Source organism: Kribbella sp. VKM Ac-2569, from assembly GCF_004216905.1.
GTDB lineage: Bacteria > Actinomycetota > Actinomycetes > Propionibacteriales > Kribbellaceae > Kribbella.
On sequence record NZ_SGXJ01000005.1, the window covers coordinates 15,341 to 29,757 of the forward strand.

Sequence of the window (14,417 nt, forward strand, 5' to 3'; positions counted from 1 at the left end):
AGGCTGGAGACCCGTGGACAGGGCTTCCAATTCGCAGCAGACCAAGCACGTATTCGTCACCGGTGGCGTGGCATCCAGTCTCGGTAAGGGACTGACAGCGTCCAGCCTCGGCAGTCTGCTGACGGCACGGGGCATCCGCGTCACGATGCAGAAGCTGGATCCGTATCTCAACGTGGATCCCGGCACCATGAACCCGTTCCAGCACGGCGAGGTGTTCGTCACCAACGACGGCGCCGAGACCGACCTGGACATCGGGCATTACGAGCGTTTCCTCGACCGGGACCTCTCCCAGGTCGCGAACGTCACCACTGGCCAGATCTACTCGAGCGTGATCGCCAAGGAGCGCCGCGGCGAGTACCTCGGCGACACCGTCCAGGTGATCCCGCACATCACGAACGAGATCAAGGAACGGATGCTCGCGATGGCGGGCCCGGACGTCGACGTCGTACTGCACGAGATCGGCGGCACGGTCGGCGACATCGAGTCGCTGCCGTTCCTCGAGGCGGCCCGGCAGGTCCGGCACGACGTCGGCCGCGACAACGTGTTCTTCCTGCACATCTCGCTGGTGCCATACATGGCGCCCAGCGGTGAGCTGAAGACCAAGCCGACTCAGCACTCGGTCGCCGCGCTGCGGTCGATCGGTATCCAGCCCGACGCGATCGTGTGCCGCGCCGACCGGCCGATCCCGGACAGCGTGAAGCGCAAGATCTCGCTGATGTGCGACGTGGACGTCGAAGCGGTCGTGGCCGCGGTGGACGCGCCGTCGATCTACGACATCCCGAAGGTCGTGCACGCCGAGGGCCTCGACGCGTACGTCGTACGCCGGCTGAACCTGCAGTTCCGCGACGTCGACTGGACCCGCTGGGACGAGCTGCTGCGGGTCGTGCACCACCCGAAGGACGAGGTCACGGTCGCGCTGGTCGGCAAGTACATCGACCTGCCGGACGCATACCTGTCGGTCGCCGAGGCGCTGCGCGCGGGCGGATTCGACAACGACGCCCGGGTGAACCTGCGCTGGATCGCCTCCGACGAGTGCGCCACGCCCGAGGCCGCGGCCCGGTTGCTCGGTGACGTCGACGCGATCTGCATCCCCGGCGGGTTCGGGGTGCGCGGGATCGAGGGCAAGATCGGCGCGATCCGGTACGCCCGCGAGCAGGGCGTCCCGATCCTCGGACTGTGCCTCGGCCTGCAGTGCATGGTGATCGAGGTGGCGCGTGACCTCGCCGGTCTCGACCAGGCGAACTCCAGCGAGTTCGACCCGGACGCGGAGCAGCCGGTGATCGCGACGATGGAGGAGCAGAAGCACATCGTCGACGGCGCCGGCGACCTGGGCGGCACAATGCGCCTCGGTCTGTACCCGGCGAACCTGGCCGACGGCTCGATCGTCCGCTCGCTGTACGGCGCCCCGTCGGTGCAGGAGCGGCACCGGCACCGCTACGAGGTCAACAACGCGTACCGGGACAAGCTGGAGACCGCCGGGTTGGTGTTCAGCGGCCTGTCGCCGGACAACGAGCTGGTCGAGTTCATCGAGCTGGACCGCTCGGTGCACCCGTACTTCGTGGCCACGCAGGCGCACCCGGAGCTGCGGTCGCGGCCGACCAAGCCGCACCCGCTGTTCTCCGGTCTGGTTGCGGCCGCGATTGAGCGGCAGCGCGAGTCCCGGCTCCCGGTCGAGGACCCGAAGCCGGTGGCCAAGAAGACCGCTGAGAAGCCTGGTGCCGAGAAGGCCAAGGCCGAGACGGTCAAGGCTCGATGACCGACTACCCGGAGCTCCGGTTCGGCGCCGGGCTGGCGGATCAGCCCGAGCGCTGGCCGGTCTCCGCCTCGGAGACCGTGCACGAGACCGGCCGGGTGATCTCGGTACGCCGGGACACCATCGAACCGCCCGGCGGTGAGTCGTTCGTCCGCGATGTCGTCGTACATCCCGGAGCCGTCGGCGTGGTCGCGCTCGACGAGAACAACCGGATGCTGCTCGTACGCCAGTACCGGCACCCGGTCGGCTACAAGCTGCTCGAGGCTCCGGCCGGACTGCTCGACGTCCAAGGGGAGCAGTACCGCCTGGGCGCCGAGCGCGAGCTGTGGGAGGAGACCGCGACCAAGGCCGCCGACTGGCGGATCCTGGTCGACGCTTTCACCTCACCCGGCCTGACGAACGAGGCGGTCCGGATCTTCCTGGCCCGCGACCTGTCACCCGCCGACGAGACCTTCGAACGCCTCCACGAGGAGGCCGACATGGAAACCGTCTGGGCGCCTCTCATCGACGTCGTCGGCGCCGCCCTCGCCGGCCACCTCCAGAACCCGATCCTCATCATGGGCGCCCTCGCCGCCTGGACCGCCCTCAACGGCCCCGGCTTCGACACCCTCCGCCCCGCCGACTCCCCGTGGCCGGCGAAGGACAGCTGAGGTTCCGGAACTTCGCGTAGTGCTTGACGTGCGTTCGGTAGCGGGGTATTTGTTGCTGACAACGATGTCACTCCGCCCCGTTCCGACGTCGAAGGTTGGCCGCCCATGCGCTTGTCCGCCGTACTTGCTGCTGCTCTGATCGCCGCGATCGCGCCTACCACTGCTCAGGCCGTGCCCACGCCGGGGCCGCCCGGATCCGGTGATCATCCGACGACGGCGACGCCGGCTGATCCGGTGGTTGGGGGTTTGCGTACGCCGGAGGTGGTCGGGAGTAGTCGGATCACCAGTAGTTCCTTGGATCCAACTGAGCAGGTGGATCCGTTGGTGGGTACGTCGAATGCGGGGAACGTGTTTCCGGGGGCCGTCGTGCCGTTCGGGATGTTTTCGTTCAGTCCGGAGACGAGTCGGGGAAATGCATACCGGACTGCTGCTCCGGGTGGGTACTTGTACTCGGCCAGCAAGATTCGTGGGTTCAGCCTGACGCACATGAGTGGTACCGGGTGTGCGGGTGGGTCGGGGGACATCCCGGTCTTCCCGTTGGCGGGTGAGGTGACGAGCTCGCCGCAGAGTGATGCGAAGGACGAGCTCTACGCGTCGACGTACAGCCATGCGAACGAGGTCGCGAAGCCGGGCTCCTACAAGGTCGGTCTCGACTCCGGCGTGACTGCGGAGCTGAGTGCGACCACGCGGACCGGGTCGGCGGCGTTCACGTTCCCGGCGGACAAGGCCAAGACCCTGATGTTCCGTACGTCGAACTCCGAGGTCGGATCCAGCGACGCGCAGGTCAGTATCGACGCGGCGCACCGCACGGTCAGCGGGTCGGTGACGAGCGGGAACTTCTGCGGCTACCTAGCGAGCGTCGGGCAGCGCAGCTACTACACGCTGCACTTCGTCGCCGAGTTCGACCAGCCGTTCAAGAGCCAGGGCACGTGGACCGACAGCACCGTCACCCCCGGGAGCACTCAGGCGACTGGTGGTACGACGTACGGCGCCGACGGGTGGATGCCGCCGAACAAGGGGTCCGGTGGGTACGTCGGCTTCGACAGCGACAAGGTGACGATGCGGATCGGCATCTCCTACGTGAGCACTGCCAACGCGCTGGCGAACCTGCGCGCCGAGAACCCGCGCGGTACGTCGGTCGCCGTCACGGCCGCGAAAGCCAAGCAGACGTGGCGAAAGCAGCTCGACCGGATCGAGATCACCGGCGGTACGACGGACCAGCGCACCATGTTCTACACCGCGCTGTACCACGCCCTGCTGCACCCGAACGTGTTCAGCGACGTCAACCGTCAGTACTGGGGTTTCGACCAGAAGCCGCACTACCTCTCGCCCGGGCAGCAGGCGCAGTACGCAACGTTCTCCGGTTGGGACGTCTACCGGTCGCAACTGCAACTAGTTACATTGCTCGAGCCCGAGCGGGCCGGAGACATCGCGCAGTCGTTGTTCAACCAGGCCACGCAGAACGACGGCATCTGGGACCGGTGGACGCACGCGTCCGGCAGCACGGCGGTGATGACCGGAGACCCGTCCGCACCAGCTGTGGCCGGCATCTACGCGTTCGGTGGTACGAACTTCGACGCCCGCGGCGCACTGCGCTCGCTGGTGAAGGCAGCGACCGTACCGACCGCGAAGGACCTCAGCTCGGCCGGCAAACCGGTCATGTCGATCGGGCAGCGGCCGTCGCTGGACAAGTACCTGGCACTCCACTACATCCCCACGAAGTCCAACGCCTGGGGTGGTGCGGTCGAAACGCTCGAGGACGTGACTGACGACTTTGCATTGGCTCAGCTCGCGCAACGGACCGGCGACACGTCGACGTACCAGAAGTTCCTCACCAGGTCGCAGTACTGGCAGAACGTGTTCAACCCGGCCAACGGCGGCTACATCCAGAACCGGGACGACAACGGTGCCTGGCCTGCTTTCACGCCGTCGACGTACGACGGGTTCGCTGAGGGCAGTAGTGCGCAGTACAGCTGGATGGTGCCGCACAACCGGGCCGGTCTGGTCGACGCGATGGGCGGCACGGACGCTGTGAACCAGCGGCTGGATGCGTTCTTCAAGAACCCGGACGGGACCTGGGCGCTGACCGGTGCGGGTGAACTGCACGCCGAGATGGACAACGAGCCGTCGATCAACACGCCCTGGATCTACAACTACACCGGCCGCCCGTACCAGACGCAGGAGACGTTGCGGCAGGCAATGAACCAGCTGTGGAACACGAGCACCGGTGGGATCCCGGGGAACGACGACCTCGGTGCGATGTCGTCCTGGTACGTGTGGACCGCACTGGGTCTCTACCCGGACGTACCGAGCCGTGCGGAGCTCCAGGTCGCGGCACCGCTGTTCCCGCGGGCGGTGATCCACCGCGACGGCAAGACCATCCGGATCAACGCTCCGGGCGCGGATGCGCAGTACGTGCAGTCGTTGAAGGTGAACGGGAAGACCTCAACGAAGCCCTGGCTGCCGGAGTCGTTCGTACAGAGTGGTGGGACGTTGGACTTCACACTCGGTACGACGCCCAACAAGGCCTGGGGTGCGAAGGACGCACCGCCGTCGTGGCGGACCGGCGAGATCCCGTTCCAGACCTCTACCGACACCAGCCGCGTAGTCATCGCTCCTGGCACTACTAGTGCACCCGTAGCCCTGCAGGCCCACCGACTGAGTGGTACGGCGCAGGACGTCAGCTACACGCTGAAGACACCTGCTGGTCTCACAGCGACTCCTACTACTGGCACGTTCCACGTCGACAAGGTCGGTAGCGCGTCGGTGACGATCACAGCCGCCGCTGGTACGCCGGACGGCCGCTACCCCGTCACAGTGGAGATGAAGGCCGCTGACGTAACCGCCTTGCCACAGGTCGGTTTCACTGTGGTCGTGGGTCAGCCGAACTCGTTCTTCGTACTACGTGAAGGTGTGGGCATCTCTGACGACAACAGCGACCACACCGAGGCGGACTACGACGGCGGCGGTGTCAGCTACTCACGTCAGGCACTGGCCGCGGCCGGTCTGACTGCAGGAGGCACAGGTACTGTCCAGGGCCTCAGCTTCACGTGGCCCGACGTACCAGCCGGCGACCCCGACAACGTGCCGGCCGACGGACAGTTGCTCAACCTGAACCTGCCCGCCGGTACGACGAAGCTGTCCTTCATCGGCAGTGCGGTCAACGGCAACCAGCAGACGACCGCAACGCTCAACTACGCGGACGGTACGACGTCGCAGGTCGATCTGTCCTTCAGCGACTGGACCCTGGGCGGTGGCGGCGACACCCTCCACTACGGCAACGTGATCGTCGCAACCACGCCGTACCGCAACGAATCCGGCGGTGGTAAGGACAACGTCACCACTCACATCTTCGCCACGGCACCTGTGACGTTGACGCAGACCCCGGTCAGCATCACGCTGCCCAAGAACCGTGACCTACGGCTCTTCACCGTTGCGGGAGGGAATTCTTGATGAGGAAGACCATCGTGATCGCGGCACTGACAGTGGCCGGCCTGCTGGTCGCCACAGCACCGGCCGACGCTGCCGGAACGCCAACCAGCACCAACGGACCATGTGGCTACACATCGACGCCGGACGAGCCGCCTGCCCGTCCGGTGTCGCTACCACCCGACCCGGAACACACACCGGACAAGGGGATCGTCAGGGTCGTCGTCGCGACCAGCCAGGGGCCGATGCTGCTGTCGCTGGACCGGGCGAAGGCGCCGTGCACGGTGCAGAGCTTCCTGCACCTGGCGAAGAGCCGGTTCTACGACTTCACCACCTGTCACCGGCTCACCCTGTACCCGACGCTGAAGGTGCTGCAGTGCGGTGATCCGAGTGGTACGGGCGAGGGCGGGCCGGGCTACTCGTACAAGGATGAGCTGCCCACCGACCTGCCGAACTGGCCGGACGACCCGACCGGGACGCGGAAGGTGTATGCCCGCGGAACCCTGGCGATGGCGAACGCCGGCCCGAACACCAACGGCTCGCAGTTCTTCCTGGTCTTCGGGGACTCGCGGCTGCGGCGGACTACACCGTCTTCGGCTCCGTCGACCGCCTCGGACTCGCCACGCTCGACCGGGTGGCCGCCGGAGGCATCGCACCGACGCCCGACAACCCGGCGCCGGTCGACGGCGCGCCGGTGCTCAAGACTGACATCATCGTCGCGCGGTCACTCGGCTCCCCCTGATCCAACGGCTTCGCCGCCGCCCTCCGCGAGGGCGGCGGCGACCAGGCGGATATTCGCGGTGAACTCGGCGGCGGGGATCTTCGGGAGCATGTCGTCCCAGGCGGCGATCATCGCGCCGCGGAGTTGCATCATGCCGAGGGGGCGGGCGAGGAACCACAGGTGGAAGTGCTGGCTGCCGTCACCCCAGCGGTTGAAGTGCGTCCGGCCCACGCTGTCGATGCTCTGGATCGCTTTCGCCACGCGTTGGATCACCGAGCCGAGGGTGGCGGTCAGCTCAGGTGGCAGATTGTCGAGGCGGTAGTGCTCGCGCGGCTCGAGGATCGCCACGAGCGGCAGGCCGGTCGGCTCGAACGCCTTCAGTGACCACTGCTCGTCGCGCCAGATCACGGACCCGTCCGGATCCGCACACTTCGGGCACGGCTGACCGCCGTCCTCACCGCGTCGCGGCGGTTCGGGCAGTACCGGATCGGCCAGCGGCACGACCTGCAGATCGCCCTCGAACGGGAAGAACGGCGATTCGAGCAACGGTTCGGCTGACATGCGTTCGCCGTACGGCAGACGGCGGTGGTACTCGGAGGGCAGCTCGGTCATGGACCGCACTCTGCCCGAGAATCGGGGCATGGAGAAGCCGGAGTTGGCCGCACTGCTGGATCTCGAACCGCACCCGGAGGGCGGCTGGTACCGGCAGACGTGGCGCTCGCCGGTCGAGTTCGAGCCCGAGGGGTACGACGGGACTCGGGCCAGCGCGACCGCGATCTACTTCCTGCTTGCGCCGGGGGAGGAGTCGCGATCGCACCGGGTGCGGTCGACGGAGCTTTGGCTGTGGCACTCGGGCGGGCCGTTGACGTTGGAGTACGACGATCAGACGGTCACCCTCGGGCCGGACGTGCGTGCCGGGCAGCGGCCGCAGGTGGTCATACCTGCGGGCGCGTGGCAAGCAGCCCGGCCCGTGGGTGACGAGGCGGTGCTGGTGTCGTGCATCGTGTCGCCGGGCTTCGACTTCGCCGACTTCACGATGCGTTAGACCCTGGCTCTACATCTGCGGGACGATGCCCTCGCCTGCTGTGACCTCCGGGAGGTGTTCGCGGACCATGTAGCCGCCGGCGCAGGCGATCCACACAGCCGAGAGCAGCAACGGGATACCGGTCATCAGGAAGCCGCCGGCAACGAACGCGCCGTCGGAGGCGAACACACCGAACGAACCGGCGAACGACACCACTGCGGCCAGCAGTGCCAGATAGCCGAGCCAGTTCGGCATCAGGTGCGTGCGCAGCACACCGAGGCCGGCCGCGGCCAACGGCAGCGCCGCGGCGAAGCCGATCATCGTGGTCATCACTGCGCTGAGCTCGTACATCGCCATCGTCAACCCGGCGTCCCGGCCGTCGATGGCGAAGGCGGTCGCACCGGTGATGGTTGCGTTCACGAAGATCGCACCACCCACCAGCACCGACCCGGCGAGCAGCGCCAGGTGCACATCACTGCGCTCGTCGCGCTCGCGCATCGCCTCGGCGAACGCGGACGCGAACCAGATCACCAACCCGCCCGCTGCGGCCCACATCAGCGCGCTGGTCAGGATCATGCCGCGGTTGTCGCTCAGCCACGCCGTGATCGTGCTCTGTGAATCGTCGACGGTCGGTGGATTGCCGGGCAGGAACCTGCCCAGGAGTGCCAGGACGACGAAGGCCAACCCGGCGAAGCCGCCCCAACGCAACTCGTGTCGCTCAGTCATGGGGAAACACCTCCAGTGTGCGCACCACGAAATATGGTGCGTCTACTGCTGATATTCCTCCGCTCTGGGCGGCCGTCAAGAGGGTGCGCACACCACTACTGGAGAACGGTTGCCAACGCCTCGTATCCGGGCAGCAGGTCGATGCCTTCGTGGCCCAGTTGCTGGATCGCGACGTGGTCCGCGCCGGCGTCCAGGTGAGCTTTCAGGCCCGTCGCGATCTCGACCGCGGAGCCGTGCAGCACCATCGCGTCGACGAGCCGGTCGCTGCCGCCGTCGGCGAAGTCGTCGTCGGTGAACCCGAGTCGCTCGAAGTTCGTCGTGTAGTTGCTCAACTGCAGGTACGGCGCCAACCGGTCGCGGGCCGTCGCACGCGCGATGTCGGGATCGGTTTCGAGCACGACCATCTGCTCTGGAGCGAGCAGCACCCCGCCGCCGAGGGTGCGGCGTGCTTCCCGGGTGTGCTCCGGAGTGGTCAGGTAGGGGAGCGCCCCGGCCGTCCGCGCGCCGGACAACTGCAGCACTTTCGGGCCGAGCGCGGCCAGCGCCCGCCGCTCGGTCGGCACCTTCGCATCGTCCAGTTCGTCGAGGTATCCGACGATCGTCTGGTACGGCGACCTGTACTCGCCGGTGGCCTCCCGGTGCCCGATCCCGACCCCGAGCAGGAACCGTCCCGGGTGCTCCTCCTCCAACCGGTGGTACGACGCCGCGACGTCGGCCGCCGGGGATTTCCACATGTTGACGATGCTGGTGCCGACGGCAACCGAACTCGTTGCGGCCAGCAACACCTCGGCGTCGCGCAGATCGGATTCCGGCGAGCCGCCCAGCCACAGCGTGCCGTACCCCGCCTGCTCCAGTCCCGCCGCGAGCTCCGGGCCGTAATGCTGGCCGCCGTGCCAGATCCCGTACCGTCCCAGTTCCATCGCCACTCCGTACTCCTTCTCGTCGGACGTCCCTCAACGTGCAACCCGGGGCGGGCGGGCGCCATTCCACAGCATCCCTGACGCCTACGAATGCCCGTCAATGATCGTTGCCACGTCAGCCTGACTCAGAGGTGCGCGGCGATCTCAGGAATACGGTCGCGAAGGTCGGCCAGCCGCCGTTCGCGGTGCTGATCCAGTTGCAGTACCCGTAGTCGTGGATGCAGATGATCTGGTCCGCAGCGAGTTCGGCCAAGTAGTTGAGAGGTGCATGAACGGCCGGACGATTTTTGCCGGAATGCTTCCATTGGATTAATGCCGGGGCACTCGCAGAGTGTCGCGTGACGATCAGACCATCCGATCGGCTGGTATGAACCCCGCGGGCTTACACTCGGCAGCGACCTAGCGGCACACCCCTCAACCGCCGGGCCGCGGACACAACGACGTGAGCCGCACACCTGGAGCGTGAAAGAAGGGCGAGTTGTGAAGGTCGGAGTACCGAAAGAAGTCAAGAACCACGAGTACCGGGTGGCGATCACCCCGTCCGGTGTGCACGAGTTCGTGCGCAGCGGGCACGAGGTTCTGATCGAGCAGGGGGCGGGCGCCGGTTCGCTGATCCCGGACGACGAGTTCGTCGCCGCCGGGGCGCGGATCGTGCCAGAGGCGGACGATGTCTGGGCCGACGCGGAGCTGGTGCTCAAGGTGAAGGAGCCGGTGGCGGAGGAGTACCACCGGATGCGTAAGGAGCAGGTGCTGTTCACCTACCTGCACCTTGCCGCCAGCCAGGACTGCACCGACGCGCTACTGAAGTCGGGTATCACCGGAATCGCCTACGAGACCGTGCAGCTGCCGGACGGCACTCTGCCGTTGCTGGCGCCGATGAGCGAGGTTGCCGGCCGACTGGCGCCGCAGTCCGGTGCGTACCACCTGATGGCGCAGGGCGGCGGCCGTGGCGTGCTGCTCGGCGGTGTGTCCGGCGTACACCCGGCCCGAGTGGTCATCCTCGGTGCTGGTGTCTCCGGGATGAACGCGGCCGCGATCGCGCTCGGTATGCAGGCACAGGTGCAGCTGTTCGACCGCAACATCGCACGGCTGCGGCAGGCCGACCAGATCTACCAGGGCCACCTGCTGACGATCGCGTCGAACGCGTTCGAGATCGAGAAGGCTGTCCTCGAAGCCGACCTGGTCATCGGTGCGGTGCTGGTCGTCGGCGCCAAGGCGCCGAAGCTGGTCACCAACGACATGGTCAGCCGGATGAAGCCGGGCAGTGTGCTGGTCGACATCGCGATCGACCAGGGCGGCTGCTTCGAGGACTCGCGTCCGACCACGCACGCCGACCCCGTCTACAACATCCACAACTCGCTGTTCTACTGCGTCGCGAACATGCCCGGTGCGGTGCCGAACACGTCGACGTACGCGCTCACCAACGTGACGCTGCCGTACGCGATCGAGCTGGCGAACCTCGGGTGGCGGGAGGCGCTGAAGCAGGACCACAGCCTGGCGCTCGGCCTGAACACGTTCGACGGGCACGTCACGTACGGTCCGGTCGCGGACGCGCACGACCTGTCGCAGCTGAAGCTCGACGAGGTGCTGGTCTGAGCAACATCGCACGGGCGGTCAGCGCGTACCTCGACCACCTCACGGTCGAGCGCGGCCTGGCCGCCAACACGTTGGCGTCGTACCGGCGCGACCTGCGCCGGTACGGCGGCTACCTCGCGACCACGGAGATCGACGACCTCGGCCGGATCACGGAGGCCGTGGTCAGCGACTTCCTGATGCGGTTGCGCGAGGGCGACGCCGATCACCCGCCACTGACCGCGTCCAGTGCGGGGCGGACCGTGGTCGCGGTCCGTGGCTTCCACAAGTTCTGTGTGCGCGAGGGACTGACCGCGGTCGACCCTGCGGCGGCTGTGAAGCCACCTGTGCCGCCGCAGCGGCTGCCGAAGGCCCTGTCTGTCGACGAGGTGACCAGGATCCTCTCAGCGGCCGCTGGGGCAGAGGCGGAGCCTGCCGTGCTGGCAACGCGGGATGCGGCGTTGCTGGAGTTCCTGTACGGCACTGGCGCCCGTATCTCGGAGGCCGTCGGTCTGGACGTCGACGACATCGACCTGGACGCCGGCGCGGTACTGCTGCGAGGCAAGGGCAGCAAAGAGCGGGTAGTACCTGTCGGCACCTACGCCCGTGAAGCGCTGTCGGCGTACCTGGTCCGTGGGCGCCCTGAGCTGGTGTCACGCGGTCGCGGAACCCCTGCGCTCTTCCTGAACGCCCGCGGCGGCCGCCTGTCCCGGCAGAGCGCTTGGACGGTACTGCGTCGTGCTGCCCAGCGGGCCGGGATCTCGAAGGAGATCTCCCCGCACACGCTGCGGCACTCGTACGCGACACATCTGCTCGACGGCGGAGCCGACGTACGTGTGGTCCAGGAGTTGCTGGGACATGCGTCCGTCACGACGACACAGGTCTACACACTGGTGACGGTCGACAAGCTCCGCGAGGTCTACGCCACCTCACACCCGCGGGCGCTCTCCTCCTGAGAGCTACCCCGGTGGGTCGAGTGCGTGGACGGTGTGCGATCATCTCGTCACGGTCGGTGATCCGGGGAGGGTGATCGGCCGAGTTCGGAGCTTTGTCGACAAACAGCCCCACCCCGGTGCGGAGTGGCTGGTTGAGAGTGCTTGAATGCACGCTTACAGTCGCTGGGATCGCCCGTATCGGTTGAAAGGTTTGACGAGTCATGAACGAGTCGACATTCCCGGGCACCGAGCACGTGATGGGCCACCTCCAGGACCGCCATTCGGCCCCGGAGCCGGCCCAGCCGATCAGCACGCCACCCAGCAGCCCACCCCGGCCGGTTACGCCGCCGCGGGGCCTGCCCGACAACTATGCGGAGATGCCGAAGCCGACGGCCAAGCTCACCGCGGAGGACCTTGCACCCGTGAACGACCCGAACGGTCCGCGTCACAAGATCGGGCCGACCGGCCGGCCGCAGCCGGACCTGCCGGTGCCGCAGCCACCGACCAAGACCGGCCCGGCGCAGGTGATCGCGATGTGCAACCAGAAGGGCGGCGTGGGCAAGACCACGACCACGATCAACCTCGGCGCGGCGATCGCCGAGACCGGTCGCAAGGTGCTGCTGATCGACTTCGACCCGCAGGGGTCCGCCTCGATCGGTCTCGGCGTCCAGCCGCACGACCTCGAGCTGTCGGTCTACAACCTGCTGATGCAGCGCGACATCACCCCGGACGAGGTGATCCAGCCGACCCGGGTGGAGAACCTCGACCTGATGCCGGCCAACATCGACCTGTCCGCGGCCGAGGTCCAGCTGGTCCAGGAGGTCGCTCGCGAGTACACGCTGCAGCGGGTGCTGGACCCGATCATCCCGCTGTACGACGTGATCCTGATCGACTGCGCCCCGTCGCTCGGTCTGCTCACCGTGAACGCGCTGACCGCGTCGAACGGTATCGTCGTACCGCTCGAGTGCGAGTTCTTCGCGCTCCGCGGCCTGGCGATGCTCACCGACACGATCGCCAAGGTGCAGGACCGGCTGAACCCCAAGCTGGAGATCGTCGGGATCCTCGGCACCATGTTCGACGGGCGTACGACGCACGCCCGGGAGGTCCTCGACCGCGTGGTCCAGGCCTTCGACGAGCGCGTCTTCCACACCGTCATCCGGCGTACCGTCAAGTTCCCCGAGACCACGGTCGTCGGCGAACCGATCACGACGTACGCGCCTTCGTCCCAAGCGGCTACGCAGTACCGCGACCTTGCCAAGGAGGTGCTGGCGCGTTGTCCCGCCGGGTGAGCCTGCCAGGTGCCAGTGAACTCTTCGGGGGTGCGGCACCGAAGCAGACCAGACCCGAGAAGCGCACCACCACCGACGGACCGTCTTCGACTGTGCGGTCCAGTACCGCGGTCGTCGACGACCGGAAGTCGAGTGGTCGGATCCGTCACGACACGAAGATCACCGTGTACGTGACGGAGGAAGAGCTGCTCGGCCTGGAACAGACCAGACTCGCGCTGCGCGCGGAGCACGGCCTGACGGCCGACCGGGGCCGGATCGTCCGCGAGGCGATCGACGTCCTGCTCGCCGACTTCGTCGACCACGGGCCGGACTCGGTGCTGGTACGGCGGCTGAAGGCGTCGGAGTGACCGTGTCCTCCTCGGACTCGTTGCCTTTGGACCTCGGAACCGACGCTGCCCCGGCTGTTGCCGAGGGCAAGGGGTTCAGTGTTCACCTGGTGAACTTCGAGGGGCCGTTCGACCTGCTCCTGCAGCTGATCTCGAAGCACAAGCTGGACATCACCGAGATCGCGCTGTCGGTGATCACCGACGACTTCATCGCGCACATCAAGGCGCTGGGGTCGGAGTGGGACCTCGACCAGACGTCGGAGTTCCTGCTGATCGCGGCGACGCTTTTGGATTTGAAGGCGGCGCGGCTGCTGCCGAAGGGCGAGGTCGAGGACGACGAGGATCTCGCGCTGCTGGAGGCTCGGGATCTGTTGTTCGCGCGGTTGTTGCAGTACCGGGCGTTCAAGCAGATCGCGGCGTTGATACAGGAGCGGATGGCGGTCGAGTCGCGTCGGTTCCCGCGGGCCGTGGGGGTGGAGCCGCGGTTCGCGGAGCTGCTGCCTGAGGTGTTGCTGGGCCTCGACCCGGCTGGGTTGGCGGCGTTGGCTGCGAAGGCGATGGCGCCCAAGGACGACGTACCTCCTGGGGTTTCGCTTGCGCACTTGCACGCGCCGGCCGTCACTGTGCGGGAGCAGGCGGAGGTGATCATCGACCGGCTGCGGCGGCAGCGGAGCACCACGTTCCGGTCGTTGGTGGCTGATTCGCCTGACACGGTCACTACGGTGTGCCGGTTCCTGGCGTTGCTGGAGCTGTTCCGCGAGGCGGCTGTGACGTTTGATCAGGTCACGCCGTTGGGGGAACTGACCATTCGGTGGACCGGGACGGATGAAGGTGAGATCGCGGTCAGCGACGAGTTCGACGAGGAACAGAAACCCGCCGACGAGACCGGCGAGGCACCGGTCGTCGAAGAGGAAACGCACTTCCTCGAACCCGGTGAGAGTCTCACCGACGAATCCGACATCCACGAACCCGCCCCAGACGAATCCGAGACGGCAAACCAGTGACCAACTCCCACCACCCCTCCACCCCGGAGGACACCACCCCCGACGCAACCACCACTCCCGATGCCGTG

General features: G+C 67.2%; 12 protein-coding genes and 1 pseudogene. 10 read left to right on the forward strand and 3 right to left on the reverse strand.

Going from position 1 to position 14,417, the window contains the following annotated elements; all coding sequences use genetic code 11:
- Positions 1-13 precede the first annotated feature (13 nt).
- The 4 genes and pseudogenes from EV649_RS31100 to EV649_RS41825 form a co-directional block, all read left to right on the forward strand.
- The gene (locus tag EV649_RS31100) at positions 14-1,756 is read left to right on the forward strand and encodes a CTP synthase (RefSeq protein ID WP_198682791.1); all 1,743 of its coding nucleotides are present in this window, start codon (positions 14-16) and stop codon (positions 1,754-1,756) included.
- Positions 1,753-2,403 (forward strand): NUDIX hydrolase, encoded by a 651-nt coding sequence (locus tag EV649_RS31105; protein WP_130387232.1) that lies wholly within the window; start codon positions 1,753-1,755, stop codon positions 2,401-2,403. The genes EV649_RS31100 and EV649_RS31105 overlap by 4 nt, the downstream gene beginning before the upstream one ends.
- A 105-nt stretch (positions 2,404-2,508) precedes the next feature.
- Positions 2,509-5,856: a GH92 family glycosyl hydrolase gene (locus EV649_RS31110; RefSeq protein ID WP_198682792.1), complete on the forward strand. Its 3,348-nt coding sequence runs from the start codon at positions 2,509-2,511 to the stop codon at positions 5,854-5,856.
- Positions 5,857-6,077: 221 nt separating this feature from the next.
- Positions 6,078-6,338: pseudogene (locus EV649_RS41825) on the forward strand (peptidylprolyl isomerase); the annotation flags it as partial.
- A 218-nt stretch (positions 6,339-6,556) separates the two neighbouring features.
- Here EV649_RS41825 and EV649_RS31120 read toward each other — a convergent pair.
- A complete protein-coding gene (locus tag EV649_RS31120) occupies positions 6,557-7,165 on the reverse strand; it encodes a hypothetical protein (protein ID WP_130387233.1) in 609 nt (202 codons plus the stop codon).
- Positions 7,166-7,193: 28 nt separating this feature from the next.
- Between EV649_RS31120 and EV649_RS31125 the strand changes: the two genes are divergently transcribed.
- Positions 7,194-7,598 (forward strand): cupin domain-containing protein, encoded by a 405-nt coding sequence (locus EV649_RS31125; protein WP_130387234.1) that lies wholly within the window; start codon positions 7,194-7,196, stop codon positions 7,596-7,598.
- A gap of 9 nt (positions 7,599-7,607) precedes the next feature.
- Here EV649_RS31125 and EV649_RS31130 read toward each other — a convergent pair whose 3' ends face one another.
- A complete protein-coding gene (locus EV649_RS31130) occupies positions 7,608-8,303 on the reverse strand; it encodes a DUF4386 family protein (protein ID WP_130387235.1) in 696 nt (231 codons plus the stop codon).
- A 95-nt stretch (positions 8,304-8,398) separates the two neighbouring features.
- Complete coding sequence (locus EV649_RS31135; RefSeq protein WP_130387236.1) at positions 8,399-9,223, reverse strand: LLM class F420-dependent oxidoreductase; 825 nt, start codon at positions 9,221-9,223, stop codon at positions 8,399-8,401.
- A gap of 480 nt (positions 9,224-9,703) precedes the next feature.
- Here EV649_RS31135 and ald point away from each other — a divergent pair, with 480 nt between their 5' ends.
- The 5 genes from ald (at position 9,704) to EV649_RS31160 (ending at position 14,349) form a co-directional block, all read left to right on the forward strand.
- Positions 9,704-10,819 (forward strand): alanine dehydrogenase, encoded by a 1,116-nt coding sequence (gene ald, locus EV649_RS31140; RefSeq protein WP_130387237.1) that lies wholly within the window; start codon positions 9,704-9,706, stop codon positions 10,817-10,819.
- Positions 10,816-11,751 (forward strand): site-specific tyrosine recombinase XerD, encoded by a 936-nt coding sequence (gene xerD / locus EV649_RS31145; protein ID WP_130387753.1) that lies wholly within the window; start codon positions 10,816-10,818, stop codon positions 11,749-11,751. The genes ald and xerD overlap by 4 nt, the downstream gene beginning before the upstream one ends.
- Before the next feature lie 200 nt (positions 11,752-11,951).
- Positions 11,952-13,019: a ParA family protein gene (locus EV649_RS31150; RefSeq protein WP_241998907.1), complete on the forward strand. Its 1,068-nt coding sequence runs from the start codon at positions 11,952-11,954 to the stop codon at positions 13,017-13,019.
- Positions 13,004-13,366 (forward strand): hypothetical protein, encoded by a 363-nt coding sequence (locus EV649_RS31155; RefSeq protein WP_130387238.1) that lies wholly within the window; start codon positions 13,004-13,006, stop codon positions 13,364-13,366. The genes EV649_RS31150 and EV649_RS31155 overlap by 16 nt, the downstream gene beginning before the upstream one ends.
- Positions 13,363-14,349: a segregation/condensation protein A gene (locus EV649_RS31160; protein ID WP_130387239.1), complete on the forward strand. Its 987-nt coding sequence runs from the start codon at positions 13,363-13,365 to the stop codon at positions 14,347-14,349. Before EV649_RS31155 ends, EV649_RS31160 begins: the two co-directional genes overlap by 4 nt.
- The last annotated feature ends 68 nt before the right edge of the window (positions 14,350-14,417 follow it).

Coding starts and splice junctions, on each gene's coding strand:
- EV649_RS31125 (WP_130387234.1), top strand. CDS start 7,194: ATGGAGAAGCCGGAGTTGGCCGCACTGCTGGATCTCGAACCGCACCCG.
- EV649_RS31105 (WP_130387232.1), top strand. CDS start 1,753: ATGACCGACTACCCGGAGCTCCGGTTCGGCGCCGGGCTGGCGGATCAG.
- EV649_RS31110 (WP_198682792.1), top strand. CDS start 2,509: ATGCGCTTGTCCGCCGTACTTGCTGCTGCTCTGATCGCCGCGATCGCG.
- EV649_RS31135 (WP_130387236.1), bottom strand. CDS start 9,223: ATGGAACTGGGACGGTACGGGATCTGGCACGGCGGCCAGCATTACGGC.
- EV649_RS31130 (WP_130387235.1), bottom strand. CDS start 8,303: ATGACTGAGCGACACGAGTTGCGTTGGGGCGGCTTCGCCGGGTTGGCC.
- EV649_RS31150 (WP_241998907.1), top strand. CDS start 11,952: ATGAACGAGTCGACATTCCCGGGCACCGAGCACGTGATGGGCCACCTC.
- EV649_RS31120 (WP_130387233.1), bottom strand. CDS start 7,165: ATGACCGAGCTGCCCTCCGAGTACCACCGCCGTCTGCCGTACGGCGAA.